The 23465-nt window shown below is 70.7% G+C and carries 26 protein-coding genes and 1 riboswitch; of the genes, 20 read left to right on the forward strand and 6 right to left on the reverse strand.

Annotation, left to right across the window (positions count from 1 at the left end; translation table 11 throughout):
* Positions 1-71: 71 nt before the first annotated feature.
* The 9 genes from mihF to AB0F72_RS07555 all read left to right on the forward strand — a co-directional run bounded on the left by mihF (position 72) and on the right by AB0F72_RS07555 (position 9709).
* Complete coding sequence (gene mihF / locus AB0F72_RS07515) at positions 72-389, forward strand: integration host factor, actinobacterial type (RefSeq protein ID WP_014446317.1); 318 nt, start codon at positions 72-74, stop codon at positions 387-389.
* Positions 390-421: 32 nt separating this feature from the next.
* Positions 422-1021, forward strand: a complete 600-nt coding sequence (gene gmk / locus AB0F72_RS07520) for a guanylate kinase (protein WP_360427052.1) — start codon at positions 422-424, stop codon at positions 1019-1021.
* 43 nt (positions 1022-1064) lie between these two features.
* Positions 1065-1328 (forward strand): DNA-directed RNA polymerase subunit omega, encoded by a 264-nt coding sequence (gene rpoZ, locus AB0F72_RS07525; protein ID WP_014446315.1) that lies wholly within the window; start codon positions 1065-1067, stop codon positions 1326-1328.
* 89 nt (positions 1329-1417) lie between these two features.
* Positions 1418-2635 (forward strand): bifunctional phosphopantothenoylcysteine decarboxylase/phosphopantothenate--cysteine ligase CoaBC, encoded by a 1218-nt coding sequence (coaBC, locus tag AB0F72_RS07530; RefSeq protein ID WP_360426744.1) that lies wholly within the window; start codon positions 1418-1420, stop codon positions 2633-2635.
* Between the two features lie 45 nt (positions 2636-2680).
* Positions 2681-3871, forward strand: coding sequence for a methionine adenosyltransferase (gene metK / locus AB0F72_RS07535; protein ID WP_360426747.1), 1191 nt, complete (start codon positions 2681-2683; stop codon positions 3869-3871).
* A gap of 429 nt (positions 3872-4300) precedes the next feature.
* A complete protein-coding gene (locus tag AB0F72_RS07540) occupies positions 4301-6634 on the forward strand; it encodes a primosomal protein N' (protein WP_360426750.1) in 2334 nt (777 codons plus the stop codon).
* Positions 6635-6703: 69 nt separating this feature from the next.
* Positions 6704-7261: a peptide deformylase gene (gene def / locus AB0F72_RS07545; RefSeq protein ID WP_360426753.1), complete on the forward strand. Its 558-nt coding sequence runs from the start codon at positions 6704-6706 to the stop codon at positions 7259-7261.
* Between the two features lie 5 nt (positions 7262-7266).
* Positions 7267-8193: a methionyl-tRNA formyltransferase gene (fmt, locus tag AB0F72_RS07550; RefSeq protein ID WP_360427055.1), complete on the forward strand. Its 927-nt coding sequence runs from the start codon at positions 7267-7269 to the stop codon at positions 8191-8193.
* A gap of 46 nt (positions 8194-8239) precedes the next feature.
* Positions 8240-9709: a transcription antitermination factor NusB gene (locus AB0F72_RS07555; protein WP_360426755.1), complete on the forward strand. Its 1470-nt coding sequence runs from the start codon at positions 8240-8242 to the stop codon at positions 9707-9709.
* Positions 9710-9870: 161 nt separating this feature from the next.
* Here AB0F72_RS07555 and AB0F72_RS07560 read toward each other — a convergent pair whose 3' ends face one another.
* Positions 9871-11091 carry an acyltransferase gene (locus tag AB0F72_RS07560; RefSeq protein WP_360426758.1) on the reverse strand — a complete coding sequence of 407 codons (1221 nt, stop codon included), beginning with the start codon at positions 11089-11091 and terminating at the stop codon, positions 9871-9873.
* 105 nt (positions 11092-11196) lie between these two features.
* On the opposite strand from AB0F72_RS07560, the gene rpe reads away from it, so the two are divergent.
* Together rpe and AB0F72_RS07570 are read left to right on the forward strand one after the other, a co-directional pair.
* Positions 11197-11874, forward strand: coding sequence for a ribulose-phosphate 3-epimerase (gene rpe, locus AB0F72_RS07565; protein ID WP_360426761.1), 678 nt, complete (start codon positions 11197-11199; stop codon positions 11872-11874).
* A gap of 61 nt (positions 11875-11935) precedes the next feature.
* Entirely contained in the window at positions 11936-12934 is a 999-nt protein-coding gene (locus AB0F72_RS07570) for a response regulator (RefSeq protein ID WP_360426764.1), read from the forward strand.
* A gap of 2 nt (positions 12935-12936) precedes the next feature.
* Here the strand turns inward: AB0F72_RS07570 and AB0F72_RS07575 are convergent, their stop codons facing one another.
* Both AB0F72_RS07575 and AB0F72_RS07580 read right to left on the reverse strand, forming a co-directional pair.
* Positions 12937-13611 (reverse strand): lysophospholipid acyltransferase family protein, encoded by a 675-nt coding sequence (locus AB0F72_RS07575; RefSeq protein WP_360426767.1) that lies wholly within the window; start codon positions 13609-13611, stop codon positions 12937-12939.
* Positions 13608-14186, reverse strand: coding sequence for a TetR/AcrR family transcriptional regulator (locus AB0F72_RS07580; RefSeq protein WP_360426770.1), 579 nt, complete (start codon positions 14184-14186; stop codon positions 13608-13610). Before AB0F72_RS07580 ends, AB0F72_RS07575 begins: the two co-directional genes overlap by 4 nt.
* Before the next feature lie 115 nt (positions 14187-14301).
* Positions 14302-14475: riboswitch (FMN riboswitch) on the forward strand.
* A 132-nt stretch (positions 14476-14607) separates the two neighbouring features.
* Between AB0F72_RS07580 and ribD the strand changes: the two genes are divergently transcribed.
* Genes ribD through ribH form a run of 4 tightly spaced genes read left to right on the forward strand, consistent with a single transcriptional unit; the run spans position 14608 to position 18056 of the window.
* On the forward strand, positions 14608-15714 hold the full coding sequence (ribD, locus tag AB0F72_RS07585; RefSeq protein WP_360426772.1) for a bifunctional diaminohydroxyphosphoribosylaminopyrimidine deaminase/5-amino-6-(5-phosphoribosylamino)uracil reductase RibD: 1107 nt from the start codon (positions 14608-14610) through the stop codon (positions 15712-15714).
* Between the two features lie 13 nt (positions 15715-15727).
* Positions 15728-16327, forward strand: a complete 600-nt coding sequence (locus tag AB0F72_RS07590) for a riboflavin synthase (protein WP_360427058.1) — start codon at positions 15728-15730, stop codon at positions 16325-16327.
* Positions 16320-17528 carry a bifunctional 3,4-dihydroxy-2-butanone-4-phosphate synthase/GTP cyclohydrolase II gene (locus tag AB0F72_RS07595; RefSeq protein WP_360426775.1) on the forward strand — a complete coding sequence of 403 codons (1209 nt, stop codon included), beginning with the start codon at positions 16320-16322 and terminating at the stop codon, positions 17526-17528. The genes AB0F72_RS07590 and AB0F72_RS07595 overlap by 8 nt, the downstream gene beginning before the upstream one ends.
* A gap of 51 nt (positions 17529-17579) precedes the next feature.
* Positions 17580-18056: a 6,7-dimethyl-8-ribityllumazine synthase gene (gene ribH, locus AB0F72_RS07600; protein ID WP_360426778.1), complete on the forward strand. Its 477-nt coding sequence runs from the start codon at positions 17580-17582 to the stop codon at positions 18054-18056.
* Between the two features lies 1 nt (position 18057).
* On the opposite strand, the gene AB0F72_RS07605 is transcribed toward ribH, so the two are convergent.
* From AB0F72_RS07605 to AB0F72_RS07615, 3 genes are read right to left on the reverse strand one after another with little or no spacing between them, the layout of a single operon-like run.
* The gene (locus AB0F72_RS07605) at positions 18058-18798 is read right to left on the reverse strand and encodes an amino acid ABC transporter ATP-binding protein (protein WP_360426781.1); all 741 of its coding nucleotides are present in this window, start codon (positions 18796-18798) and stop codon (positions 18058-18060) included.
* A 1-nt stretch (position 18799) separates the two neighbouring features.
* Positions 18800-19639, reverse strand: a complete 840-nt coding sequence (locus AB0F72_RS07610) for an amino acid ABC transporter permease (protein WP_360426784.1) — start codon at positions 19637-19639, stop codon at positions 18800-18802.
* Positions 19636-20508 (reverse strand): ABC transporter substrate-binding protein, encoded by an 873-nt coding sequence (locus AB0F72_RS07615; RefSeq protein ID WP_360426787.1) that lies wholly within the window; start codon positions 20506-20508, stop codon positions 19636-19638. Before AB0F72_RS07615 ends, AB0F72_RS07610 begins: the two co-directional genes overlap by 4 nt.
* Before the next feature lie 60 nt (positions 20509-20568).
* On the opposite strand from AB0F72_RS07615, the gene AB0F72_RS07620 reads away from it, so the two are divergent.
* The 5 genes from AB0F72_RS07620 to rpmI all read left to right on the forward strand — a co-directional run bounded on the left by AB0F72_RS07620 (position 20569) and on the right by rpmI (position 23461).
* Positions 20569-20850 carry a phosphoribosyl-ATP diphosphatase gene (locus AB0F72_RS07620; RefSeq protein WP_197538180.1) on the forward strand — a complete coding sequence of 94 codons (282 nt, stop codon included), beginning with the start codon at positions 20569-20571 and terminating at the stop codon, positions 20848-20850.
* 44 nt (positions 20851-20894) lie between these two features.
* Complete coding sequence (hisG, locus tag AB0F72_RS07625; RefSeq protein ID WP_360426790.1) at positions 20895-21758, forward strand: ATP phosphoribosyltransferase; 864 nt, start codon at positions 20895-20897, stop codon at positions 21756-21758.
* Positions 21758-22213: a PH domain-containing protein gene (locus AB0F72_RS07630; protein WP_360426793.1), complete on the forward strand. Its 456-nt coding sequence runs from the start codon at positions 21758-21760 to the stop codon at positions 22211-22213. The genes hisG and AB0F72_RS07630 overlap by 1 nt, the downstream gene beginning before the upstream one ends.
* A gap of 386 nt (positions 22214-22599) precedes the next feature.
* The gene (gene infC / locus AB0F72_RS07635) at positions 22600-23211 is read left to right on the forward strand and encodes a translation initiation factor IF-3 (protein WP_014446293.1); all 612 of its coding nucleotides are present in this window, start codon (positions 22600-22602) and stop codon (positions 23209-23211) included.
* Positions 23212-23266: 55 nt separating this feature from the next.
* A complete protein-coding gene (gene rpmI / locus AB0F72_RS07640; RefSeq protein ID WP_014446292.1) occupies positions 23267-23461 on the forward strand; it encodes a 50S ribosomal protein L35 in 195 nt (64 codons plus the stop codon).
* Positions 23462-23465: the final 4 nt, after the last annotated feature.

The following is a 23465-nucleotide window of genomic DNA, read 5'->3' on the forward strand; positions in this document are numbered from 1 at the left end:
CCCTGGCACACCACGTTTCACGCAAAGCGCCGGTATGAACTACCGCCGCGTGAGGGACCTGAGGAGAACTGGTGCCGCTCCCGTCACTGAGCCCCGAACAGCGCCAAGCTGCGCTGGAGAAGGCCGCGGAAGTTCGCAAGGCTCGGGCTGAGCTGAAGGAACAGCTCAAGTCCGGCAAGACCACCCTCGCCGCCGTGCTGGACCGCGCGGAGGCTGACGAGGTCGTCGGCAAGCTGAAGGTCTCGGCCGTGCTTCAGGCGCTGCCGGGCATCGGCAAGATCCGCGCGACCCAGATCATGGAGAAGCTCAAGATCGCTGAGAGCCGCCGGCTCCGGGGTCTTGGCGACCAGCAGCGCAAGGCCCTCCTGGGGGAGTTCGCTGCGAACTGACTCATGGGCTCGTGTAGACATGAGCCGTGAGCATGGATGACGACGCGCGCCCGGCAGCCCGCCTCACCGTTCTCTCCGGCCCCTCCGGGGTCGGCAAGGACAGTGTGATCGAGCTGATCCGGGCGCGCTCGCCTTGGATCAGGTTGTCGGTGTCGGTGACTACCCGGAAGAAACGGGACTACGAGACCGATGGGGAGCATTACCACTTCGTGAGCCGCGCCGAGTTCCAGCGCCTGATCGACGGCGGACAGCTGCTGGAGTGGGCGGAGTTCGCGGGGAATCTCTACGGGACTCCCCGGGCGCAGGTCGAGGGCTGGCTCCAGCAGGGCCGGCCCGTTTTGTTGAAAATCGACCTGCAGGGCGCCCGCCAGGTCCGTGCGGCGATGCCGGAGGCCCAGCTGGTCTTCCTGGCCCCGCCGAGCGTGGACGAGCTGCAGCGCCGCCTGATCGGCCGGGGAACCGACGACGAGGAGACGATCCGCCGTCGTCTCGCCCACGCCGACGAGGAGCTGGCCGCCGAGGCCGAGTTCGACCGGACGGTGGTGAACGACTTCGTCGAGCGTGCAGCGGACGAGCTGGTAGGATTGCTCGGTTCATCGTACTTAGCGCCGGCTCAGGCCACCGAGCTGTGAGCCGGTCTCGCTTAAGCAAACGAGCATTAAGGAAGCAGTGACTGTGGGAACCATCGCGAACCCCGAAGGCATCACCAACCCGCCGATCGACGAGCTGCTCGACAAGACCTCGTCGAAGTACTCGCTGGTGATCTTCGCGGCCAAGCGCGCCCGCCAGGTCAACGCCTACTACAGCCAGCTCGGCGAGGGTCTCCTGGAGTACGTCGGTCCTCTGGTGGAGACCACTCCGCAGGAGAAGCCGCTCTCCATCGCGATGCGGGAGATCAACGCCGGCCTGCTGACGGCAGAGCCCACCGACAATCCCTGATCGTTTGATCCGACATGATGATCCCGCGTCCCAGATCATGGGCGCGGGATCACTTGTTATGTGGATCAATTGTTATGTGAGGTGCGAGCGTGACCGAGGTCGTCCTGGGGGTGTGCGGCGGCATCGCCGCGTACAAGGCCTGTGAGCTGTTGCGCCTGTTCACCGAGTCGGGGCACGGCGTGCGGGTGGTGCCGACGGCGTCCGCGCTCAAGTTCGTCGGCGAGCCGACCTGGGCCGCGCTCTCCGGGCGGCCGGTCGCCACCGAGGTGTTCCAGGACGCGCACGAGGTGCCGCACGTGCGGATCGGCCGGGCCGCCGAGCTGGTCGTGGTCGCGCCGGCCACCGCCGACATCCTGGCCCGGGCGGCGCACGGGATCGCCGACGACCTGCTCACCAACACGCTGCTCACGGCGACCTGCCCGATCGTGTACGCGCCGGCCATGCACACCGAGATGTGGGAGAACCCGGCGACGCGGGCGAACGTGGCCACCCTCCGCGAGCGGGGCGCGTTCGTGATCGAACCGGCCGTGGGGCGGCTGACCGGCAAGGACACCGGCAAGGGGCGGCTGCCCGATCCGTCCGCGATCTTCGAGTACGCGATGCGCGTACACAAGCGGGGTCTTGATCTTGATCTTGCCGGTCGGCACGTGGTGGTGACGGCGGGCGGGACCCGGGAGCCGCTGGACCCGGTGCGTTACCTGGGAAACCGCAGTTCCGGCAAGCAGGGGTACGCGCTCGCGAAAGCCGCTCTCGCCCGTGGCGCCCGGGTGACGCTGGTGGCCGCGAACGTCGCGTTGCCGGACCCGGCCGGCGCCGATCTCGTGCGGGTCGGCACCACCGAGGAGCTGCGGAAAGCGACGGTGGAGGCGTTCGCCGCGGCGGACGTGGCGATCATGGCGGCCGCGCCGGCCGACTTCCGCCCGGAGACGGTCGCGGCCCAGAAGATCAAAAAAACTGACGCGGGTACGCCTTCTCCGATCGTCCTCACCACGAATCCGGACATCGCCGCCGAACTGGGCGCGTCGAAGCGCGCTGACCAGGTTCTCGTCGCCTTCGCTGCCGAGACTCATGCGGCGCTCGAGCACGCGCGCGCAAAATTGGTGAAGAAACGAGCCGACCTGATCGTCGTTAACGAGGTGGGCCCGGACCTCGTGTTCGGGCAGGATCACAACACGGTCACCCTGCTGGGCGCTGACGGATCCACCGGTACCTTTGGTCAACTCCCCAAAGACGATGTGGCTGATGTGATTTTGGACCACGTCGTGGCACGGTTGGATGCCCAGGTCGGTGACGCTCGGCAGGGCTGATTACACTTCCGCGTTACGTTGTATTCGACAAATCTGAGGAGCACCGTGGCACGCCGTCTGTTCACCTCCGAGTCGGTCACGGAAGGCCACCCGGACAAGATCGCTGACCAGATCAGCGACGGGATTCTCGACGCTCTGCTCGCCCGGGACCCGCGCAGCCGGGTCGCGGTGGAAACGCTGATCACGACCGGCCAGGTGCACGTGGCGGGTGAGGTCACCACTCAGGCCTACGCCGACATCCCGAAGATCGTGCGCGACACGATCCTGGGCATCGGTTACGACTCGTCGAAGAAGGGCTTCGACGGCGCGTCCTGCGGCGTCAGCGTCTCGATCGGCTCCCAGTCGCCGGACATCGCGCAGGGCGTGGACAGCGCCATCGAGCTGCGCGAGGGCGACTCCGAGCACATCCTCGACCAGCAGGGCGCCGGCGACCAGGGCATGATGTTCGGCTTCGCCTGCTCGGAGACCCCCGAGCTGATGCCGCTGCCGATCGCGCTCGCCCACCGGCTGGCCCGCCGGCTCTCCGCCGCCCGCAAGGACGGCACGATTCCGTACCTGCGTCCGGACGGCAAGACCCAGGTCACCATCGAGTACGACGGGCTGCGCCCGGTCCGCCTCGACACGATCGTGGTCTCGTCGCAGCACGCCGCCGACATCTCGCTGGAGTCGCTGCTCACCCCGGACATCCGGGAGCACGTGATCGCGCCGGAGCTGGAGAGCCTCGGCATCGACACCGAGGGCTACCGCCTCCTGGTCAACCCGACCGGCCGCTTCGAGATCGGCGGCCCGATGGGCGACGCCGGCCTCACCGGCCGCAAGATCATCGTTGACACGTACGGCGGTTACTCCCGTCACGGCGGCGGCGCGTTCTCCGGCAAGGACCCGTCGAAGGTGGACCGCTCCGCGGCGTACGCGATGCGCTGGGTCGCCAAGAACGTGGTCGCCGCCGGCCTTGCCGAGCGCTGCGAGACCCAGGTCGCCTACGCGATCGGCAAGGCCCACCCGGTCTCGCTGTTCGTCGAGACCTTCGGCACCGAGACCGTCCCGGTCGAGAGGATCGAGAAGGCCATCACCGAGGTCTTCGACCTGCGCCCGGCCGCGATCATCCGCGACCTGGACCTGCTGCGCCCGATCTACCAGCAGACCGCCGCGTACGGCCACTTCGGCCGGGAGATCGCGGAGCTGCGCTGGGAGAGCACCGACCGGGCCGCGGACCTGAAGAACGCCGCTTCCTGATCCTCTTCTTGATGGAGGCCCGGCTTTTCGAAGCCGGGCCTTGATCTGTTTCCGGCCGATTCGCCTGTTCGTTCCCATGAGTGTTGTGGGCGGCGAGCCGTAGCTGGCGCAGGTTTCGTGGGTGATCGTGGTGGCGGGCCGTCGCTGGCGCAGGTTTCGTGGGTGCTTGGTGGTGGCGAGCCGTCGCTGGCGCAGGTTGTGCGGCTTGATCACCGTGCTGGGCTACGGCCGGCGGTGGCGAGCCGTAGCTGGGGCAGGTAATGAGGGCTTGATCACCGTGCTGCGCTACGGCCGGCGATGGCGAGCCGTAGCCGGTGGCGGTTATGCGGGCTTGATTACCTGGCTGGGCTACGGCTCGGGTCAGGCGCGGCCGCGGCTTCTGGCGGCGGGCCGGAATCATGTCGGAGGGGCCGGGCAGAATGTTCGGCGATGGGGACCAAGGGTGCGCGCAGCGAACGGGAACCGGCCGAGCGGCTGCCGGTCGCCCGGGTCTGCGTCGATGTGTCGCTGCCGCACCTGGACCGGCCGTTCGACTATCTGGTTCCCGCCGACTCCGATGAGGCGGCGCAGCCGGGTGTGCGGGTCAAGGTGCGGTTCGCCGGGCAGTTGGTGAGCGGGTTCCTGCTGGAGCGGGTGGAGTCGTCCCAGCACGGCGGCAAGCTGGCCTATCTGGAACGGGTGGTGTCGCCGGAGCGGGTGCTGGACCCGGAGATCGCCCGGCTCGCGGGGGCGGTCGCTCAGCGCTATGCCGGCAGTCTCGCGGACGTGCTACGGCTGGCGGTCCCGCCCCGGCACGCCCGGGTGGAGGCCGCCGCCGCTGTGTCGCCGTCGGCTGCTGTGTCGCCGTCCGCGTCCCCAATGCCGCCTGTCGCGCCGCCGCCGGGGGATGAGCTATCCGCTGCCGAGTCGCTGCCGGCTGCTGCTGCTGCTGTGCCGCCGGTGGATGAGCTGGCGGATTCCAGCGATTACGCGCGGGCGGGCGGTGAGGCGCAGTCCGGCGGCGACGGGCGGGCTGGCGGCGACGGGCGGACAGGCGGTGATGGGCGGACTGGCGGTGGTGGGCTGGCTCCGGGTGACGGGCTGGCTGGCGGTGAGGCGCAGTCGGGCGGTGATGGCCGGGCTGGCGGTGAGGCGCTGGCTGGCGGTGAGGCGCAGTCCGGCGGCGATGGGCCGGCTGGCGGGGCTGGGGTGGCGGAGATCGGGGCGCCGGCTGCGGGTGGGTGGGACTCGTATGCGGCGGGGCCCGGCTATCTGCGGGCGCTGGCGGACGGGCGGCCCGCGCGGGCCGTGTGGTCGGCGCTGCCCGGGGAGGACTGGGCTGCCCGGATCGCCGAGGCGGCCGGCGCCACCGTGCGGGCCGGCAAGGGCGTGGTGATCGTTGTCGCGGATGCGCGGGATCTGGACCGGGTCGATGCCGCGCTGGGTGCGGTTCTCGGCGCGGGGCGGCACGTCGCGCTGAACGCGGCGCTCGGGCCGGCCGAGCGCTACCGGCGGTTTCTCGCCGCCAGCCGGCACCGGGTGCCGGTGGTCGCCGGGACCCGGGCCGCGATGTGGGCGCCGGTGCGCGACCTCGGGCTCGTGGTGATCTGGGACGACGGGGACGACGTGCTCGCCGAGCCGCGGGCGCCCTATCCGCACGCGCGGGAGGTGCTGCTCACCCGTGCTCAGCTGGCCGGGTGCGCGGTGCTGGTGGGCGGTTTCGCGCGTACCGGTGAGGCGCAGTTGTTGCTGGAGACCGGCTGGGCCAAGGAGATCGTCGCGGAGCGCGGGGTGCTGCGGCGGCGGTCGCCGGCGATCGCGCCGACCGGGGACGACCCGCAGCTCGCTCGCGACCCCGGCGCGGTGAGCGCGCGGCTGCCGAGCCTGGCCTGGCAGACGGCGCGCCAGGCGTTGAAGGACGACACTCCGGTGCTGGTCCAGGTGCCGCGCCGGGGTTACCTGCCGGCCGTGGCGTGCGCCGAGTGCCGTACCCCGGCGCGGTGCCCGCACTGTTCCGGGCCGCTCGGGCTGGGCGGCGCGCGGGACGTGCCGGTCTGTCACTGGTGCGGGCGGGCGTCCGCGGCGTACGAGTGCCCGGCCTGCGGTGAGCGCCGCCTGCGCGCCTCGGTGACCGGCGCCCGGCGCACCGCCGAGGAGCTGGGCCGGGCCTTCCCGGGTGTGCCGGTGCGCACATCGGGGCGCGATGAGGTGCTGGTCACCGTTCCGGCGGTGGCATCGCTGGTGGTGTCGACGCCGGGGGCCGAGCCGGTCGCCGAGGGCGGTGGGTACGGCGCGGTGCTGCTGCTCGACACCTGGGCCCTGCTGAGCCGTTCCGACCTGCGCGCCGCGGAGGAGACGATGCGCCGCTGGCTGAACGCGGCGGCACTGGCCCGGCCCGCTCCCGCCGGTGGCAAGGTCGTGGTGGTGGCGGACGGCTCGCTGGCGCCGGTGCAGGCGCTGCTGCGCTGGGATCCGGGCTGGTTCGCGGCCCGTGAGCTGGCCGAACGCCGCGAGCTGGGTTTCCCGCCGGCGGCCCGGATGGCGAGTGTCACGGGCACCGCGCCGGCCGTGGCCGACCTGCTGGCGCACGCGAAATTGCCGGACGGCGCGGAGGTGCTCGGCCCGGTGCCGGCCGACGGCGAGCAGGAGCGGATGCTGCTGCGGGTGTCCCGGTCGCGGGCCGGCGAGCTGGCGCGGGCGCTGCACGAGGCGGCCGCGATGCGCAGCGCTCGGAAGGCCGCCCAGCCGGTGCGCATCCAGGTTGATCCGTCCGACCTGTTCTGATCTGACTACCGCCCGGTGGACTCCGTAGACTGGGCGGGTGCAAGCCACCACAGTCAGGAGTTTCGCCGCGTGACCGTCCAGCAAATCCGTCTTTTCGGCGATCCGGTCCTGCGCACGCCGGCTGATCCCGTCGTCGACTTCGACAAGGAACTGCGCAATCTGGTCAAGGATCTGATCGAGACGATGCAGGACGAGGGCGGCGCCGGCCTGGCCGCACCGCAGCTCGGCGTCGGTCTGCGCGTCTTCACCTTCGACATCGACGACGTGGTCGGCCACATCGTGAACCCGGTGCTGTCGTTCCCCGATGAGGAGGAGCAGGACGGCCCGGAGGGCTGCCTCTCCATCCCGGGCGTCTACGTCGACACGAAGCGTCGGCAGAACGTTGTCGCGAACGGCTTCAACGAGCACGGCGACCCGATCCAGCTGGTCGGCACCGGCCTGATGGCCCGCTGCGTGCAGCACGAGACCGACCACCTGGACGGCGTGCTCTTCCTGGACCGGCTGGACGCGGCGGCGCGCAAGGACGCGATGAAGCAGATCCGCTCCGCCGAGTGGTACGACGCGGCCAAGCCGCCCACGATCAAGGAGAGCCCGCACGGCCGGGGCATCTTCGGACTGGGCCGGTGACGGGCATGCGCCTGGTCTTCGCGGGTACCCCCGAGGTGGCCGTGCCGAGTCTGGAGGCGATCGCCGCCTCCGGTCACGAGCTGGCCGCCGTGCTGACCCGCCCGGACGCGCCGGCCGGCCGGGGCCGCCGCCTGGTCCGCTCGCCCGTGGGCGCGTGGGCCGACGAGCGCGGCATCGAGGTGCTCACCCCGGAGAAACCGCGTGACCCGGAGTTCCAGGAGCGGCTGCGGCAGATCGCGCCGGACTGCGTGCCGGTGGTGGCGTACGGCGCCCTGGTCCCGCCGAGCGCGCTGGAGATCCCGAAACGCGGCTGGCTGAACCTGCACTTCTCGCTGCTGCCGGCCTGGCGCGGCGCGGCCCCGGTGCAGCACGCCGTCCTGCACGGTGACGCGGTGACCGGCGCGAGCGTCTTCGAGCTGGAGGCGGGGCTGGACACCGGCCCGGTCTACGGCACGCTCACCGACCAGATCCGGTTCAACGACACCTCCGGCGACCTGCTGGAACGGCTCGCCGTGGAGGGCGCCGGGCTGCTCGTCGCGGTGCTCGACGCGATCGAGGCGGGCACCGCCCGGGCGCACCCGCAGCCGGCCGACGGTGTCTCGTTCGCGCCGAAACTGACCGCCGACGACGCCCGGATCCGCTGGGACGACCCGGCGTTCGCGGTGGACCGGCGGATCCGGGCCTGCACGCCGGCGCCCGGCGCGTGGACGACGCTGCGCGGCGACCGGCTGAAGCTGGGCCCGGTGCGCCCGGTGGCGAACGCGCCGGCGCTGCCGGCGGGTGAACTGCTGGTGGAACGCACGCAGGTGCTGGCCGGCACCGCGACCACGCCGGTGATGCTCGGCGAGGTCCGAGCCGCCGGCAAGAAACCGATGTCCGCGACCGACTGGGCGCGTGGCATGCGGATCCAAGCGGGGGAGAAGCTGGCGTGACCGGCTGCACATTCGACAACGGCCTGGCCGGCAAGGGAGCACAGCTGTGACGGAACATCGGGCATCACGCCCGCACGGTGGACGGCCGAGCCGGCCGGCCGGGCCGGGGTACGGCCGGGACGAGCGCAGTGGCCGGGCGCCGCGGGGCGGGCGGCCGCCGTCCGACCCGGCACGGCAGGCGGCGTACGAGGCGATCGCCGCGGTGCACCGCGACGACGCGTACGCGAACCTGGTCCTCTCCGACATTCTCGGCGGGATGGGCCTGAGCGGGCGGGACGCGGCGTTCGCGACCGAGCTGACGTACGGGACGCTGCGTGCGCTCGGCACCCTCGACGTGATCATCGCGGACGCGGCCGGGCGGGATGTCGCCCGGATCGACCCGCCGGCCCGGGACGCGCTGCGCCTCGGCGCCTACCAGCTGCTCTACACGCGGGTGCCGTCGCACGCCGCGGTGAACCAGACGGTCGACCTGGTCCGTTCGGTGGCGCCGGGCGCGGCGGGCTTCGCGAACGCGGTGATGCGCACGATCTCCGAGACCCCGCTCGACGCGTGGCTGGAGAAGGTCGCCCCGGACTACGAGGCGGACCCGATCGCGAACCTGTCGGTGATCCACCACCACCCGCAGTGGGTCATCCGGGCGTTCGCCGAGGCGCTCGGCGGCGACCTGGACGACACCGCCCGCCTGCTGATCGAGGACAACCAGCCGCCGGCCGTGCACCTGTGCGCGCGCCCGGGCCGGGCGGACGCGATCGAGCTCGCGGACGAGGTGAACGGCGTGCCGGGGGCGTTCTCGCCGTACGCGGTCTATCTGAACGGCGGCGCGCCGCGCGACCTCGCGGCCATCCGCGAGGGTCGCGCGCACGTCCAGGACGAGGGTTCGCAGCTGGTCGCCGCGGCGCTGCTGGCCGCGCCGATCGAGGGCCGGGACACCCGCTGGCTGGACCTGTGCGCCGGTCCGGGTGGCAAGACCGGCCTGCTCGGGGCGATCGCTGCGGGTCGGGGCGCCGAGGTGACAGCGGTCGAGGTTGCCGAGCACCGGGCTCGCCTGGTCGACCAGGCCACCGAGGGCATGCCGGTCACGGTGCTGCCGATGGACGGCCGGTCGGTGGGCCGGGACCCGGACCTGCCGGAGGAGTCGTTCGACCGGGTGCTGGTGGACGCGCCGTGCACGGGTCTCGGCTCGCTGCGGCGCCGTCCCGAGTCGCGCTGGCGCCGCCAGCCGGCCGACCTGCCGCCGCTGACGAAACTGCAGCGGGAGCTGCTCGTCGCGGCGCTGCGCGCGGTCCGTCCGGGTGGCGTGGTGGCGTATGTGACGTGTTCGCCGCACATGGTGGAGACACAGGTGACGGTCAGCGAGGGCGCCCGCCGCAGCGGTGTCGAGGTGGACTTCGTGGACGCCCGCCCGCTGCTGCCGCCGGGCATGCCGGGACTGGGCGCGGGCCCGACGGTGCAGCTGTGGCCGCACCGGCACGGCACGGACGCGATGTTCCTCGCGGTCCTGCGCCGCACCAGCTGAGCCGGAAGCCGCACCAGCTGAGCCGGAAGCCGCACCAGCTGAGCCGGAAGCCGCGCGAGCTGAGCCGGATGCCGCGCCGGCTAGGCGGAAGCCGCACCAGCTGAGCCGGAAGCGGGCTGTAAACGGATGAGGGAGGGGCCGCCGGCCCCTCCCTCATGTCGTCACTGGCCGGATCGGTAAGCCTGCAGCACCAGGGTGTCCGGCCCGTCGGACGACGCCTCACCCGGGGTCCGCTGCGCGGGCGTGGACGCGGGCGCCGGCGGCTTAGGAGCGTCGAACCGGCCCGGCCGGTTGATCGCGGCGCTCGCCTCGGCGAGCCGGTCCCGCAGGATCCGGGAGACCGGCTTCTCCACGAGTCGGTGCAGCAGGAACGCCGCCGCCAGCATGATGCCGATCACCAGGACGAGCAGGACGAGGCGCGGCGCGGAGTCCCGGATCCCGTAGATGACCGTCCAGCCGATGTTCTCGTGCAGCAGGTAGAACGGGTAGGTCAGCGCCCCCGCGGTGGTCAGCCACCGCCACCGGATGCGGGACGTGTACCCGAGCGCGACGAGCGCCAGCACCAGGAAGAACCCGCACACCAGGAGCGCGCCGGCCGGCTGTGCCATCTCCAGGCCGTGCTTCTGGTTGTAGTGCCGCAGCATCTCGGAGGTCCGGTACTGGGCCATGACGAACGCGAGGCCGAACATGCCCCAGAGCACGATGTCCGACTTGAACCGGTAGATCAGGTAGAGCGCGATGCCGGCCACGAAGAACGGCGCGTACCCGGGCTGCAGGAACGTCCTGACGAACGGGATGCCGGAACTCTCCGCGAACGCCGAGGCGATCAGCCAGCCGTACCCGAAGATGATCGTCCGTTTCAGGGTGAGACCGCGCGCGACCAGGAACGCGAAGAGCAGGTAGAAGAGCCCTTCGTTCCAGAGCGTCCAGTACACCGCGTCGACGTGCGGGGCGCCGAGCCCTTCCTGCAGCATCGAGAAGTTGATCAGGATGTCGTTCCACGGCTTCCGCTCGCGCACCACCGGCCAGAGCGTGACGACGATCGTGGTGATGACGATGGCCGCCCAGTAGGCGGGAAAGAGCCGGACGATCCGCGATCGGAAGAACGCTCCGGGGGTACGCCCCCAGCAGCTCATGCAGATCACGAAGCCGCTGATCATGAAGAACAGCTCCACACCCAGCCACCCGTACTGACCGAGCCGGTGCAGCCCCGGGAACGCCTGCTCGGGCGTCACGCCCCAGGCCGCGCGGACGCCGGACGGGTAGGCGGTGAAGTGGTACAACGCCACCATGATCGCCGCGAACAGGCGCAGGCCGTCGATGGCGGCCAGGCGGCCACCGGTGTCGTTCTTCGGCGGCCGCGGGCCGACGGCTTCGGTCATGGCGGGTAACGATACATAGAACAAAGGTCGTACACAGCGCCAACCCAGCCAGGTCACAGCGCGGTCCCGCCAGTCCGTGACCGGGGAGGTCATACACTTTCAGCCGTGGAACAGTCGCCGATCATCGCGCCGAGCATTCTTGCCTCCGACTTCTCCCGGCTCGGGGAGGAGGTGCGGGCCATCGAGGGCGCCGCCGACTGGGTGCACGTGGACGTCATGGACAACCACTTCGTGCCGAACCTGACGATCGGCCTGCCGGTGGTGCAGAGCCTGCGCAAGGCGACGACCATCCCGTTCGACGTGCACCTGATGATCACCGACCCGCAGCGCTGGGCCCCGGCGTACGCGGAGGCGGGCGCCTACAACGTCACCTTCCACGCGGAGGCCTGCGACGACCCGGTCGCGCTCGCCAAGACGCTGCGGGCGGCCGGCGCCAAGGCCGGTCTGGCGATCGACCGGGACACCCCGGTCGAGCCGTACCTGGAGCTCCTGCCGTACCTGGACACCATCCTGATCATGACGATCAAGGCGGGCTTCGGCGGCCAGAAGTTCATGCCGGAGCTGCTGGGCAAGGTGCGTGACGTCCGCCGCCGGGCCACGGTCAACAACCTGGAGATCCGGGTCGAGGTGGACGGCGGGATCGCGGCGGACACCATCGAGCAGGCCGCCGAGGCGGGCGCCGACGCGTTCGTGGCGGGCACCGCTGTCTACGGCGCCGCCGACCCGGCCGAGGCGATCCGCAAGCTGCGGGGTCTCGCGGCCGGCGCGATGGGGGTGGCGTGACGGCCCGTTCAGGGACCATCATCGGTACCACTGTCACCCGGTGCTAGCCCAGGAAGGTGCGATGGACGGCGCTGAGTCCCGGCCTGAGATCGATCCGGAGCTGGACCCCGAGGAGGGGCCCGACCTGATCCTGGTGGTCGACGACGATCAGGACATCGCCAGCTTCGTCGAGTTCAACCTGAAGGTCCACGGCTTCGACGTGATCCGGGCCCGGGACGGTCAGGAGGCGCTGGAGCTGATGGAGGACCACCGCCCGGGTCTCGCGGTGGTCGACTGGATGATGCCCCGGATGGACGGCGTCGAGCTGGTCCGCCGGCTCCGCGCCGAGCCGCTCACGTCGGCGCTGCCGGTGATCATGCTGACCGCGAAGAGCATGACCGTGGACAAGGTGGTCGGCCTCACCGCGGGCGCCGACGACTACCTGGTCAAGCCGTTCGACACGTCCGAGCTGATCGCCCGGGTCTCGACCACGCTGCGGCGCAACAAGGACGCCCGTGAGGTGTCGCCGCTGACCGGCCTGCCGGGTAACGCGCGGGTCCGCCGGGAGATCGGCGAGCGGATGCGCAACGGCGGCGAGTATTCGGTGGGTTACATCGACATCGACCGGTTCAAGAGCGTCAACGACGTCTACGGGTTCGACCGCGGCGACGACTTCATCATCGCGCTGGCGCGCAGCCTGCAGCGGGCCAGCGCGCAGACCGGCCCGCCGTCGATCTTCCTGGGCCACATCGGCGGTGACGACTTCGTCTTCATCTGTACGCCCGATCAGGTCCTGCCGCTGACCAAGCGCACGGTCACCGACTTCGAGAACGTGGCCGACCGCCTCTACGAGCCGACGGACGCCCAGCGGGGCTTCATCGAGGTGCCGGACCGCCGCGGCAACAAGCAGAAGGCGGCCCTGGTGACGCTCTCCATCGGGGTGGCTCAGGCGACCCTGGAGGGCCGCCGGTTCACCGATCCGAGGGTGGTCATCGCGGTCGCCTCGGAGATGAAGAAGGTCGCCAAGTCACAGCCGGGCTCCTACGTCGCCATCGACCGGCGCCGCGAGGCCGAGGGATAGCCCTACCCGGAAACACGAGACGGCGCGTAGTGCGGGACGTATTCCTGTCCGCTCAGCGCCCCGATCGCGGCGATCAGCTCGTCGGTGAGCGCGCGGACCCCGGCTGCCGTCCCGGCGCGCCCGGACACCTCCAGCGGCGGCCCGAAGGTGATCGTGATGGGGCAGCGCCGCGGGTGGAACAGGTCGGCGGGTCGGGCCCGGCCGGTGCCGGTGATGCCGGCCGGGACGATCGGGACGCCGGCCCGGTCCGCCAGCCGCACGGCGCCGGTGCGCCCCCGGTAGAGGCGGCCGTCGGGGGAGCGGGTGCCCTCCGGGAAGACCGCGACGAGACCACCGGCGCGCAGGATCGGCACGGCGGCGTCGAAGGCGCTGAGGACGGCCCGTCCACCGGCGCGTTCGACCGGGATGGCGCCCATGCCGGTCACCACCCGCCGGGTCAGCGCGCCGCGCGGGCCGGTGGCCCGGAAGTACTCCGCCTTCGCCCAGAACGCGATGTGCCGGGGCACGGCGACGCCGAGGAAGAGCTGGTCGCCGACGGAGAGGTGGTTGGCGCAGAGGATCGCGCCCCGATCGGCCGGAAGGTGTTCCAGGCCGGCGACCTGCGGTCGCCAGACGCGGCGCAGGGCGCTGCCGACGGTCGCGCCGGCCACGGCATAGAGAGCGGGGGTACGGGTCATCGCCCGGTCCCCAGGTGTGCCGCGACGGTGGCGTCCAGCAGCGGCGCCGGGTCGTCCAGCCCGGTGGCGAGCGGCAGGCTGCCCCAGCTCCACAGCTGCACCACCCCGTGCAGGCCGGCCCACAACGCCCCGGCCGTGACCTCGGCCCGTGCCGCCTCGCCGGGCCGTGCCTCGGCCACCAGGTCCACCAGCAGCCGGAACAGCGGCAGGCTGGTGTCGCGCAGCCCGAGGTGGCCGCTCTCCAGCAGATCGTGCCGGAACATCAGCTCGAACATGCCGCGCTCCTCGGCGGCGAACCGGGCGTAGGCGCGGGCCAGCAGCGCCACCCGTCGCCGCGGTTCGGCGGGCGCCCCGGCGAGCGTGGCGGTCACCCGTGCGGTGAGGTCGCGGAATCCCTCCCCGGCGATCGCGGAGAGAAGCTCCAGGTGGGTGGGGAAATAGCGCCGGGGCGCGCCGTGCGACACGCCGGCCCGGCGGGCGATCTCGCGCAGCGAGAGGGCGGCGCTCCCGTCGGTCCGGACCAGTTCCGCGCCGGCGCGCACCAACCGGTCGCGAAGTCCGAGCTCAGGCTCCATAGACACTGTCTACCATCGCGACATAGACACTGTCTACGAACGACGCGGATGTGAAGTAGCTCGCTGGCCTGGTGGCAAAATCGTTGCCGCGTGCAAGACTCGGGGGTGACCCACCACGCGCTGGCGGGACTCGGTGAAATTCCGAACCGGCGGTGATCCGATGCGCACGCATCGGTAAGCCCGCGACCCGGACGTCGACCATGACGGACGGTGGACCTGGTGAGACTCCAGGGCCGACGGTTGATCAGGCGACAGCCTGGTCAGACAGTCCGGATGGGAGACAGCGCGCGGAATCGGCGAGTCGTGCCCTGCTGGCACGGTCTCGGCGAGGGTGCGCGAAGCGTACCCTCATGTCCGGTTCCTGGCGTTCTCCCTGTGCCTCGTCGCGCGTGACCCTGCCGCGTGAGAGGACGTCAGCCCGATGGTCACCGAGGACGAGGCGATGCGCCGCGCGATCGCGCTGGCCGCCCGTGGCCTTGGCACGACCAGCCCCAACCCGGTCGTCGGCTGCCTGCTTCTCGGTCCCGGCGGCGAGGTGGTCGGCGAGGGCTTCCATGTGTACGCGGGCGGCCCGCACGCCGAGATCGTGGCCCTCGCCCAGGCCGGCGAGCGGGCCCGGGGCGGCACGTGCGTGGTCTCGCTGGAGCCGTGCAACCACACCGGGCGTACCGGACCGTGCTCAGAGGCCCTGATCGCGGCCGGGGTGCGGCGCGTGGTGATCGGGGTGGACGACCCCAACCCGGTCGCGTCCGGCGGGGCGGCGACGCTGCGGGCGGCCGGCATCGAGGTGGAGACCGGGGTGCGCCGGGAGGAGGCCGAGGCGGGCAACATCGCCTGGCTGACCGCGGTGCGCCGGGGCCGGCCGTACGTGACCTGGAAGTTCGCCGCGACGCTGGACGGCCGCTCGGCCGCCGCCGACGGCACCAGCCAGTGGATCTCGTCGACCGAGTCCCGGTCCGACGTGCACGTCCTGCGCAGCACCGTCGACGCGATCGTGGCCGGCGTCGGGACCGTCCTGGCCGACGACCCGCAACTCACCGTCCGGGACCTGCGCGACGGCACGCTTGCGATCAAGCAGCCGCTGCGGGTGGTGGTCGACTCGTCCGGCCGTACCCCCGCGAATGCCCGCGTGCGGGATGCCGCCGCACCCACCTGGATCGTCACGGTGGCCGCGGCCGGCGCCGACCAGCAGGGACGCGTGGATCTGACCGGGATGCTGACCGAGCTGTACGCGCGAGGCATGCGCAATGTGCTGCTCGAAGGCGGTCCGAGGATCGCCGGAGCTTTCCTGGCGGCCGGACTTGTCGATCGGGTGATCGGATACATCGCACCGAAACTGCTCGGCGACGGCCGGGCTGCCCTGATCGACGCCGGTGTCGGCACCATCGCCGACGCCGTCGAACTGGACTTCACCGAGATCACGCAGATCGGCGGCGACCTGCGTTTCACGGCATTGCTGCGACCCAAAGAAGCTTCGCTTCGCCAGAAGCCATCCGACCGCCCCGCCCACCACCCTGAAGCGGAATGAAAGGCCAGTGCTTATGTTCACCGGAATTGTGGAAGAGCTCGGCGAGATCGTCCGCCTCACCCGAGGTGCGGACGACTCGGCGGTCATCGCCGTCAAGGGCCCGCTCGTCACGTCGGACGCGGGGCACGGCGACTCGATCGCGGTGAACGGGGTCTGTCTCACGGTCATCGACAACGAGGCCGGCGTCTTCACGGCGGACGTGATGGGCGAGACGCTGCGCCGCAGCTCGCTCGGCGCGCTCGCGATCGGCAGCCAGGTCAACCTGGAGCGGGCCGCGGCGCTGAACAGCCGCCTCGGCGGCCACCTGGTGCAGGGGCACGTGGACGGCGTCGCGCGGATCATCGCCCGCGAGCCGGCCGACCAGTGGGAGGTGGTGCGTTTCTCGCTGCCTGCCGAACTGGCGAAGTACGTGGTGGAGAAGGGTTCGATCACCGTTGACGGCGTCTCGCTCACCGTCATGGAGGTCACCGCGGACAGCTTCGCGGTCGGGATGATCCCGGCCACCTCGAAGCTGACCGTGCTGGGCAGCAAGGCCATCGGCGATCCGGTCAACCTCGAGGTCGACGTGATCGCGAAGTACGTCGAGAAGATGCTGGGGAGCCGCAATGTTTGAGAGCATCGAGCAAGCGATCGAGGACATCGCCGCGGGCAAGCCGGTGATCGTCGTGGACGACGAGGATCGGGAGAACGAGGGTGACCTGATCTTCGCGGCCGAGCACGCCACGCCGGAGCTGGTGGCGTTCATGGTCCGTTACACGTCGGGGTACATCTGCGTGCCGCTGCCCGAGGAGGAGGCGGACCGCCTCGACCTCCCGCCGATGTTCCACACCAACCAGGACGCCCGCGGCACGGCCTACGCGGTGACCGTGGACGCCCGGCACGGCGTCAGCACCGGCATCTCCGCCGCCGACCGCGCGCACACGATCCGGCTGCTCGCCTCGGCGGACACCCAGCCGGCCGATCTCTCCCGGCCCGGCCACATCGTGCCGCTGCGGGCCAAGTCCGGTGGCGTCCTGCGCCGGCCCGGGCACACCGAGGCCTCGATCGACCTGGCCGTGCTGGCCGGTTGCCGCCCGGCCGGTGTGCTCTGCGAGATGGTGAACGACGACGGCACCATGCAGCGCCGGCCCGATCTGGAGAAGTTCGCGGCCGAGCACGGGCTCACGCTGATCTCGATCGCCGAGCTGGTGGCGTACCTGAGCCTGCGCCAGGGCCGCCAGGTCGAGCGGGTGGTGGAGACCCGGCTGCCGACCGAGCACGGCGACTTCACCGCGATCGGCTACCGCACCGAGGCGGACAACGGCGAGCACGTGGCGCTGGTCTTCGGTGAGATCGGCGACGGCGAGGACGTGCTGGTCCGGGTGCACTCCGAGTGCCTCACCGGCGACGTCTTCGGCTCCAAGCGGTGCGACTGCGGCCCGCAGCTGGACGCGGCCCTGGATCGGGTCGCGGCGGCCGGCCGGGGCGTGGTGCTCTACATGCGCGGCCACGAGGGCCGGGGCATCGGGCTGCTGCACAAGCTGCAGGCGTACCAGTTGCAGGACCGCGGGCTGGACACGGTCGACGCGAACCTGGAGCTGGGGCTGCCGGCCGACGCGCGTGACTACGGCACCGGCGCGCAGATCCTCGCCGAACTGGGCATCCGCTCGATGCGGCTGCTCACCAACAACCCGGCGAAACGAGCAGGGCTTGAGGGGTACGGCCTACGCGTCACCGGACGCGAGTCGCTGCCGGTCCGGTTGCATCCGGAGAACGTGCACTACCTGCGGACCAAGCGGGACCGGATGGGCCACCTGTTCGAGGCATTGGGCTGACCGTATCCCTCCCAGGGATGACAATGTTGGGCAAAAGAGGGGGACAAACTCATGGCCGGCTTCGGTGATCCGCACACGCAACCCGTCGACGCGGCCGGGCTGCGGCTCGGCATCGTCGGCTCCCGCTGGCACAACGACCTGGTCGATCACATGATCAGCCGGGCCAAGGCCGCGGCCGAGGCCTGCGGCGTCACGAACGTGACCACCGTCCGGGTCGCCGGTTCGGTGGAGCTGCCGGTGATCGCGCAGGCCCTGGCCCGCAAATGCGACGCGGTGGTCGCGCTCGGCGTGGTGATCAAGGGGGAGACCCAGCACTTCGAGTACGTCTGCGACGCCGTCACCACCGGGCTGACCCGGGTGGCGCTCGACGAGGGCACCCCGGTGGCCCACGGCGTGCTCACCGTGCAGAGCCTGGGCCAGGCCCGCGACCGGGCCGGCCTGGAGGACTCGATCGAGGACAAGGGCTGGCAGAGCACGGTGGCCGTGCTCGACGCGGCCCTGACCCTCCGCGAGGTGGAGAAGGCCTGACCTACAGCCGTCCCGCCTCGATGATGCGTGCCAGGAACTGGCGCGTGCGGGACTCGACGGGGTCGCCCAGCACCTGCGCGGGCGGCCCGGCCTCGAGGACCCGGCCGCCGTCCAGGAACGCCACCCGGTCCGCCACCTGACGGGCGAAGCCCATCTCGTGGGTGGCCAGCACCATCGTCATGCCCTCGCCCTTGAGGTCCCGGATCATCGTCAGCACCTCGCCGACCAGCTCCGGGTCGAGGGCCGAGGTCACCTCGTCGAGCAGCAGCAGACGGGGGTTGTTGACGAGCGCGCGGACGATCGCGACCCGCTGCTGCTGACCGCCGGAGAGCCGGTCCGGGTACGACCCCGCCTTCTCCGCCAGCCCGACCCGTTCGAGCCAGGTCATCGCCCGGTCCGTCGCCTCGGCCTTGTTCCGCTTGTGCACCCGGACCGGGGCGAGCGTGATGTTGTCCAGCACCGTCATGTGCGGGAACAGGTTGTAGGACTGGAAGACCAGGCCGATCCGCTGCCGTACCTCGTCCGGGTTCGCGCGCGGGTCGGTGATCTCGTCGCCGTCGAGCGTGATCGTGCCGTCGTCGATCTGTTCCAGCAGGTTGACGCAGCGCAGCAGCGTCGACTTGCCCGATCCGGAGGCGCCGATCAGGGCGACCACCTCGTGCTCGGCCACGTCCAGCGTGAGGCCGTCCAGGATGACGTGATCGCCGAACGTCTTACGGACGTCCGTGCAGGAGAGCACCATGTCAGGACCCCGCGTTCTGGCGGCGGGCCGCCCGCAGCGTCACCCAGTCGGTGACCCCGATCAGCGGCAGGGCGAGAAGAACGAAAAGCACCCCGGCGACGATGTACGGGGTGAAGTTGGCGTCCTGTGCGACACCGATCTGAGCGGCCCGGATGGCGTCGATCGGACCGGCCAGGGAGATCAGCCCGACGTCCTTCTGCAGTGCCACGGTGTCGTTGAGCAGCGGCGGGGCGACCCGGCGCACCGCCTGCGGCAGGACCACATGGCGCATCGCCTGCCGGTAGCTGAGCCCGAGCGAGCGGGCCGCCGCGATCTGGCTCGGGTGCACCGACTCGATGCCGGCCCGGAACACCTCGGCCAGGTACGCGCCGTAGGTCACGATGATCGCGGCCGCGCCGAGGACGAGCACGTCCGGAGTGCCCTGCAGGCGCAGGCCCGGGATGCCGAACGCGTACAGGTAGATCACGATGATCAGCGGGAGGCCGCGGAACGAGTACGTGTAGCCGGTGGCCAGGGCGCGTACCGGGAAGAAGACCGGGCCGCGCAGGGTGCGCAGGATCGCCACGATCAGGCCGAGGGTGAGCGCGAGCGCCGCGCAGACCACGAGCAGCCGGATGTTGAGCCAGAGCCCGAACAGGATCTCCGGCAGGTACTCGGTGGCGGCGTCCGGGTCGAAGAACGAGCTCTTGACCCGGTCCCATCCGGGGGCGCCGGTGATCGCGACGGTGAGCAGTGTGCCGACCACGGCCGTGGAGAGGGCCGCGAGCAGCACGGAGCGGACCGCCCGCCGGCGGCGGTAGGCGATCCGCTCCAGTTGCCTGGTGCTGGGTGCGTATGTCACGAGAGTTCTGGTGCTCCGCCGGTGTCGGCCAGCCAGGTCTTCTCCAGTACAGCGAGTGTTCCGTCCTGGCGCAGCTGATCGACGGCGTTGCTCACGCAGCCGGTCAGCGAGGAGCCCTTGTCCAGCACGATGCCGAACTGCTCGGGGACGCCGACCTGGGGCAGCTGGCCGACGATGACGCCGTTGTCGAGCTCGGCCCCGGTCATGTAGAAGGCGGTCGGCAGGTCCACCACGATGCCGTCGACGGTGCCGTTCTCCAGCGCCGCCTTCGCGTCGTCGTTGTTGTTGAAGACCGACGGCTGGGCGTCCGGCTTGATCACGTCGGTGACCGCCTGGTAGCTGGTGGTGCCGACCTGGGCGCCCAGCTTGGCGCCCTTGAGGTCGGCCAGCGACTTCGCGCCGGCGATCTTGGAGCCCTTGGTGGTGATCACGGTCTGCCGCACCAGGTAGTACGGCGAGGAGAAGTCGACGGCCTGCTTGCGCTCGTCGGTGATCGAGAACTGGTTGATGTCGATGTCGTACTTCTTCGGGCCCGGAGCGATCGCGTTGTTGAACGTCACCGACGTCCACACCACGTTCGCCGCTGGGTATCCGAGGCGGTCGGCGACCGCGTAGGCGACGGCGGACTCGTACCCCTTGCCGTTGGCCGGCTTGTTCTCACTGAACCATGGCTCGTAGGCGGGGTTGTCCGTGCCGATCGTCAGCTTGCCCGGCGTCAGGGTGGCGAGACTGCCGGGAGCGCAGGCGTCCGCTGCGGAGGAGGACGCGGTCGCGGTGGGGGACTCGTCCTCCACCGGGGAGCAGGCGGTGACGGCGGCGAACAGGAGCGCCACGCCGCCGACCGCGACAGGGGTGTATCGGCTGACCATGCCGGGCAGCTTAAAAGACGTCCCAACCGCTGGGGGCGTTCGTCGTCAAGACGTGATGAGCTGCCACAATCACTTCCCGTGAAGACGTTCGAAGAACTGTTTGCCGAGTTGCAACGCAAGGCGGCGGAACAGACCCCCGGTTCGGGCACCGTCGAGGCGCTCGAACGCGGAGTCCACTTCATCGGCAAGAAGGTCGTCGAGGAAGCCGCCGAGTCCTGGATGGCGGCCGAGCACGAGGGCAAGGAGCGGGCCGCTGAGGAGATCTCCCAGCTGCTCTACCAGGCACAGGTGCTGATGATCGCCACCGGGCTGGAGCTCAAGGACGTTTACCGACATCTCTGACGTGTGTCCCTGACCCGTTGATCGAGATCGAAGGAGCACGTCCGATGCTGCGCATCGCCATTCCGAACAAGGGAACCCTCTCCGCGCCCGCGTCACAGATGTTGCGCGACGCCGGCTACCGCCAGCGCACCGACCCCAAAGATCTGCTCTGCCGTGACGAAGCCAACAACGTCGAGTTCTTCTACCTCCGGCCGAAGGACATCACGACGTACGTGGGCTCCGGTGACCTGGATCTCGGCATCACCGGCCGGGACCTGCTCGTCGACTCCGGCGTTCCGGCGACCGAGCTGCTCGACCTGAACTTCGGCCGGGCCACGTTCCGCTGGGCGGCGCCGGCCGGCACGCTGCAGAGCGCCGACGAGATCGGTGGCCGGCGGATCGCCACCGCCTACCCCGGCGTGGTCGCCCGGTACCTGGCCGAGAACGAGGTGAAGGCGGACGTCGTGCGCCTGGACGGCGCCGTCGAGAACGCGGTCCGGCTCGGGGTGGCCGACCTGATCGCCGACGTCGTGGAGACCGGCGCCACGCTGCGCCAGGCCGGGCTGGTCACGATCGGTGAGCCGATCATGCAGTCCTCGGCCATCTTGATCAGTAGGGAAGAGGGCCTGATCGGCCGCGAGGAGCAGGCGCCGGCCGGCGCGGCGCAGCTGCTGCGGCGCCTGCAGGGTGTGCTCGTCGCCCGGAACTACGTGATGCTGGCCTACGACGTCCGGGCGGACCTGCTGGAGCAGGCGACCGGGCTGACCCCCGGCATCGAGTCGCCGACCGTCTCGCCGCTGCACCGGGAGGGCTGGGTCGCCGTGCAGGCGATGGTCCAGCGCAGCGAGGCGCACCGGATCATGGACGAGCTCTACGACCTCGGCGCGCGGGCGATCCTGGTCACCACCATCGCGAATTGCAGGCTCTGATGACCGCAGTGATCTACCGACCCAAGAAGATCCGGCTGGTGGCCGTCCCGGCGGCGATCGCCGTGGCGGTCCTCTTCACGGTGCTCAGCTTCGGGCTGACCGGCAACGCCGGGTTCGAGAACTCGAAGGCCACGTTCCAGCGCGGCGACCAGGCCGCGATGATCGGGCTCGGGGTGCTGCTCGGCCTCGGCATCCTGGCGTTCTGCCGGCCGCGGGTCACCGCCGACGGCGACGGCGTGCACGTGCGCAACGTGGTCGGCGGTTACGACCTGCCGTGGAACGTGGTGCGCGCGGTCCGCTTCGACCGGAACTCGGCGTGGGCGCACCTGGAGCTGCACGACGACGAGCAGGTGGCCGTGCACGCGTTGCAGGCGGTCGACCGGGACTACGCGGTGGAGGGCGTGCGTACCCTCCGGGCTCTGCACGCGGAAGCGACGCAAACCGGACCGGCCTGACGCAGGCCGGACCGGCCTCGGGCTCCTCTTCTCACGGCCTGGTAGACTTCACCGCAGTCGACCACGCCCCCATGTTTGTGGGGGCGCGAAAGAGGAGCCCGCTAGGTTCCCACCCGAGTCACTCCGGTGGCTGGGTCCGGTCACCCGTTCAGGGCACGCCATCGCGGCAGGCACTGTTCAGGGGAGCGTCCTCCCGGACGCCGATGACCGGTCGAGCGGGCCCCGCCATGTGCTCTCGCAGCACTGACGGGGTCTTCTGCTTTCCCGGCGTTCCGCCACCATCGGGACACTCGGGGCCGACCGCCATTGGCATCATTCGTAACGCACTGGGTGTTATGGATGAGAGAACAACGTTCTGAGGAGGCCCCATCAGCGTCGAACCACGCGTGAACGAACAGATCCGGGCTCGTGAGGTCCGCCTGGTCGGTCCGGAGGGTGAGCAGGTCGGCATCGTGCCGCTCGAGCGCGCTCTTCAACTGGCTGCGGACGTCGACCTGGACCTGGTCGAGGTTGCTCCGATGGCGCGGCCGCCGGTGTGCAAGCTCATGGACTTCGGCAAGTTCAAGTACGAGAGCGCACTCAAGGCTCGCGAAGCGCGGCGCAACCAGCAGCAGACTGTCATCAAGGAAATGAAGCTGCGGCCGAAGATCGACCCGCACGACTACGAGACCAAAAAGGGTCACGTGGTGCGGTTCCTCAAGGCGGGCGACAAAGTCAAGGTGACGATCATGTTCCGCGGCCGTGAGCAGAGCCGCCCCGAACTGGGCTTCCGGCTTCTCCGCCGGCTCAGCGAGGAGATCTCGGAGCTCGGCTTCGTCGAGGCCAGCCCGAAGCAGGACGGCCGAAACATGATCATGGTGTTGGCCCCGCATCGGGCCACCAAGGTCGCAGCGGCCGCCACGGCCGCCGCCAGCGCGCGCCCGCCGCGGGAGCCGCGCGAGGGTGAGGCCGAGGCTGAGGCCGCACCGGCCACGGTCGCCGACACCTCGGTAGAGTAATCAGCTTTTCCCCGTGTCCCCCTGGTTGCGGGGAAAGATCAGAAAGAGGCGTTCAGTGCCGAAGATGAAGAGCCACACCGGTATGGGCAAGCGGGTGAAGGTGACCGGCAAGGGCAAGCTCGTCACCGAGCAGGCCGGTAAGCGCCACCTGCTGGAGCACAAGTCCTCCCGGGTCACCCGCCGGATGACCGGCACGGTCACCGTGGCCAAGGCCGACACCAAGCGAGTGAACAAGCTTCTGGGTCGCTGACGCG

Source organism: Actinoplanes sp. NPDC023936, assembly GCF_040639325.1.
Lineage (GTDB): Bacteria > Actinomycetota > Actinomycetes > Mycobacteriales > Micromonosporaceae > Actinoplanes.

Coding starts and splice junctions, on each gene's coding strand:
- gmk (WP_360427052.1), top strand. CDS start 422: ATGGATGACGACGCGCGCCCGGCAGCCCGCCTCACCGTTCTCTCCGGC.
- AB0F72_RS07540 (WP_360426750.1), top strand. CDS start 4,301: ATGGGGACCAAGGGTGCGCGCAGCGAACGGGAACCGGCCGAGCGGCTG.
- fmt (WP_360427055.1), top strand. CDS start 7,267: ATGCGCCTGGTCTTCGCGGGTACCCCCGAGGTGGCCGTGCCGAGTCTG.
- AB0F72_RS07560 (WP_360426758.1), bottom strand. CDS start 11,091: ATGACCGAAGCCGTCGGCCCGCGGCCGCCGAAGAACGACACCGGTGGC.
- AB0F72_RS07570 (WP_360426764.1), top strand. CDS start 11,936: ATGGACGGCGCTGAGTCCCGGCCTGAGATCGATCCGGAGCTGGACCCC.
- AB0F72_RS07575 (WP_360426767.1), bottom strand. CDS start 13,611: ATGACCCGTACCCCCGCTCTCTATGCCGTGGCCGGCGCGACCGTCGGC.
- AB0F72_RS07580 (WP_360426770.1), bottom strand. CDS start 14,186: ATGGAGCCTGAGCTCGGACTTCGCGACCGGTTGGTGCGCGCCGGCGCG.
- ribD (WP_360426772.1), top strand. CDS start 14,608: ATGGTCACCGAGGACGAGGCGATGCGCCGCGCGATCGCGCTGGCCGCC.
- AB0F72_RS07590 (WP_360427058.1), top strand. CDS start 15,728: ATGTTCACCGGAATTGTGGAAGAGCTCGGCGAGATCGTCCGCCTCACC.
- AB0F72_RS07595 (WP_360426775.1), top strand. CDS start 16,320: ATGTTTGAGAGCATCGAGCAAGCGATCGAGGACATCGCCGCGGGCAAG.
- ribH (WP_360426778.1), top strand. CDS start 17,580: ATGGCCGGCTTCGGTGATCCGCACACGCAACCCGTCGACGCGGCCGGG.
- AB0F72_RS07605 (WP_360426781.1), bottom strand. CDS start 18,798: ATGGTGCTCTCCTGCACGGACGTCCGTAAGACGTTCGGCGATCACGTC.
- AB0F72_RS07615 (WP_360426787.1), bottom strand. CDS start 20,508: ATGGTCAGCCGATACACCCCTGTCGCGGTCGGCGGCGTGGCGCTCCTG.
- hisG (WP_360426790.1), top strand. CDS start 20,895: ATGCTGCGCATCGCCATTCCGAACAAGGGAACCCTCTCCGCGCCCGCG.
- AB0F72_RS07630 (WP_360426793.1), top strand. CDS start 21,758: ATGACCGCAGTGATCTACCGACCCAAGAAGATCCGGCTGGTGGCCGTC.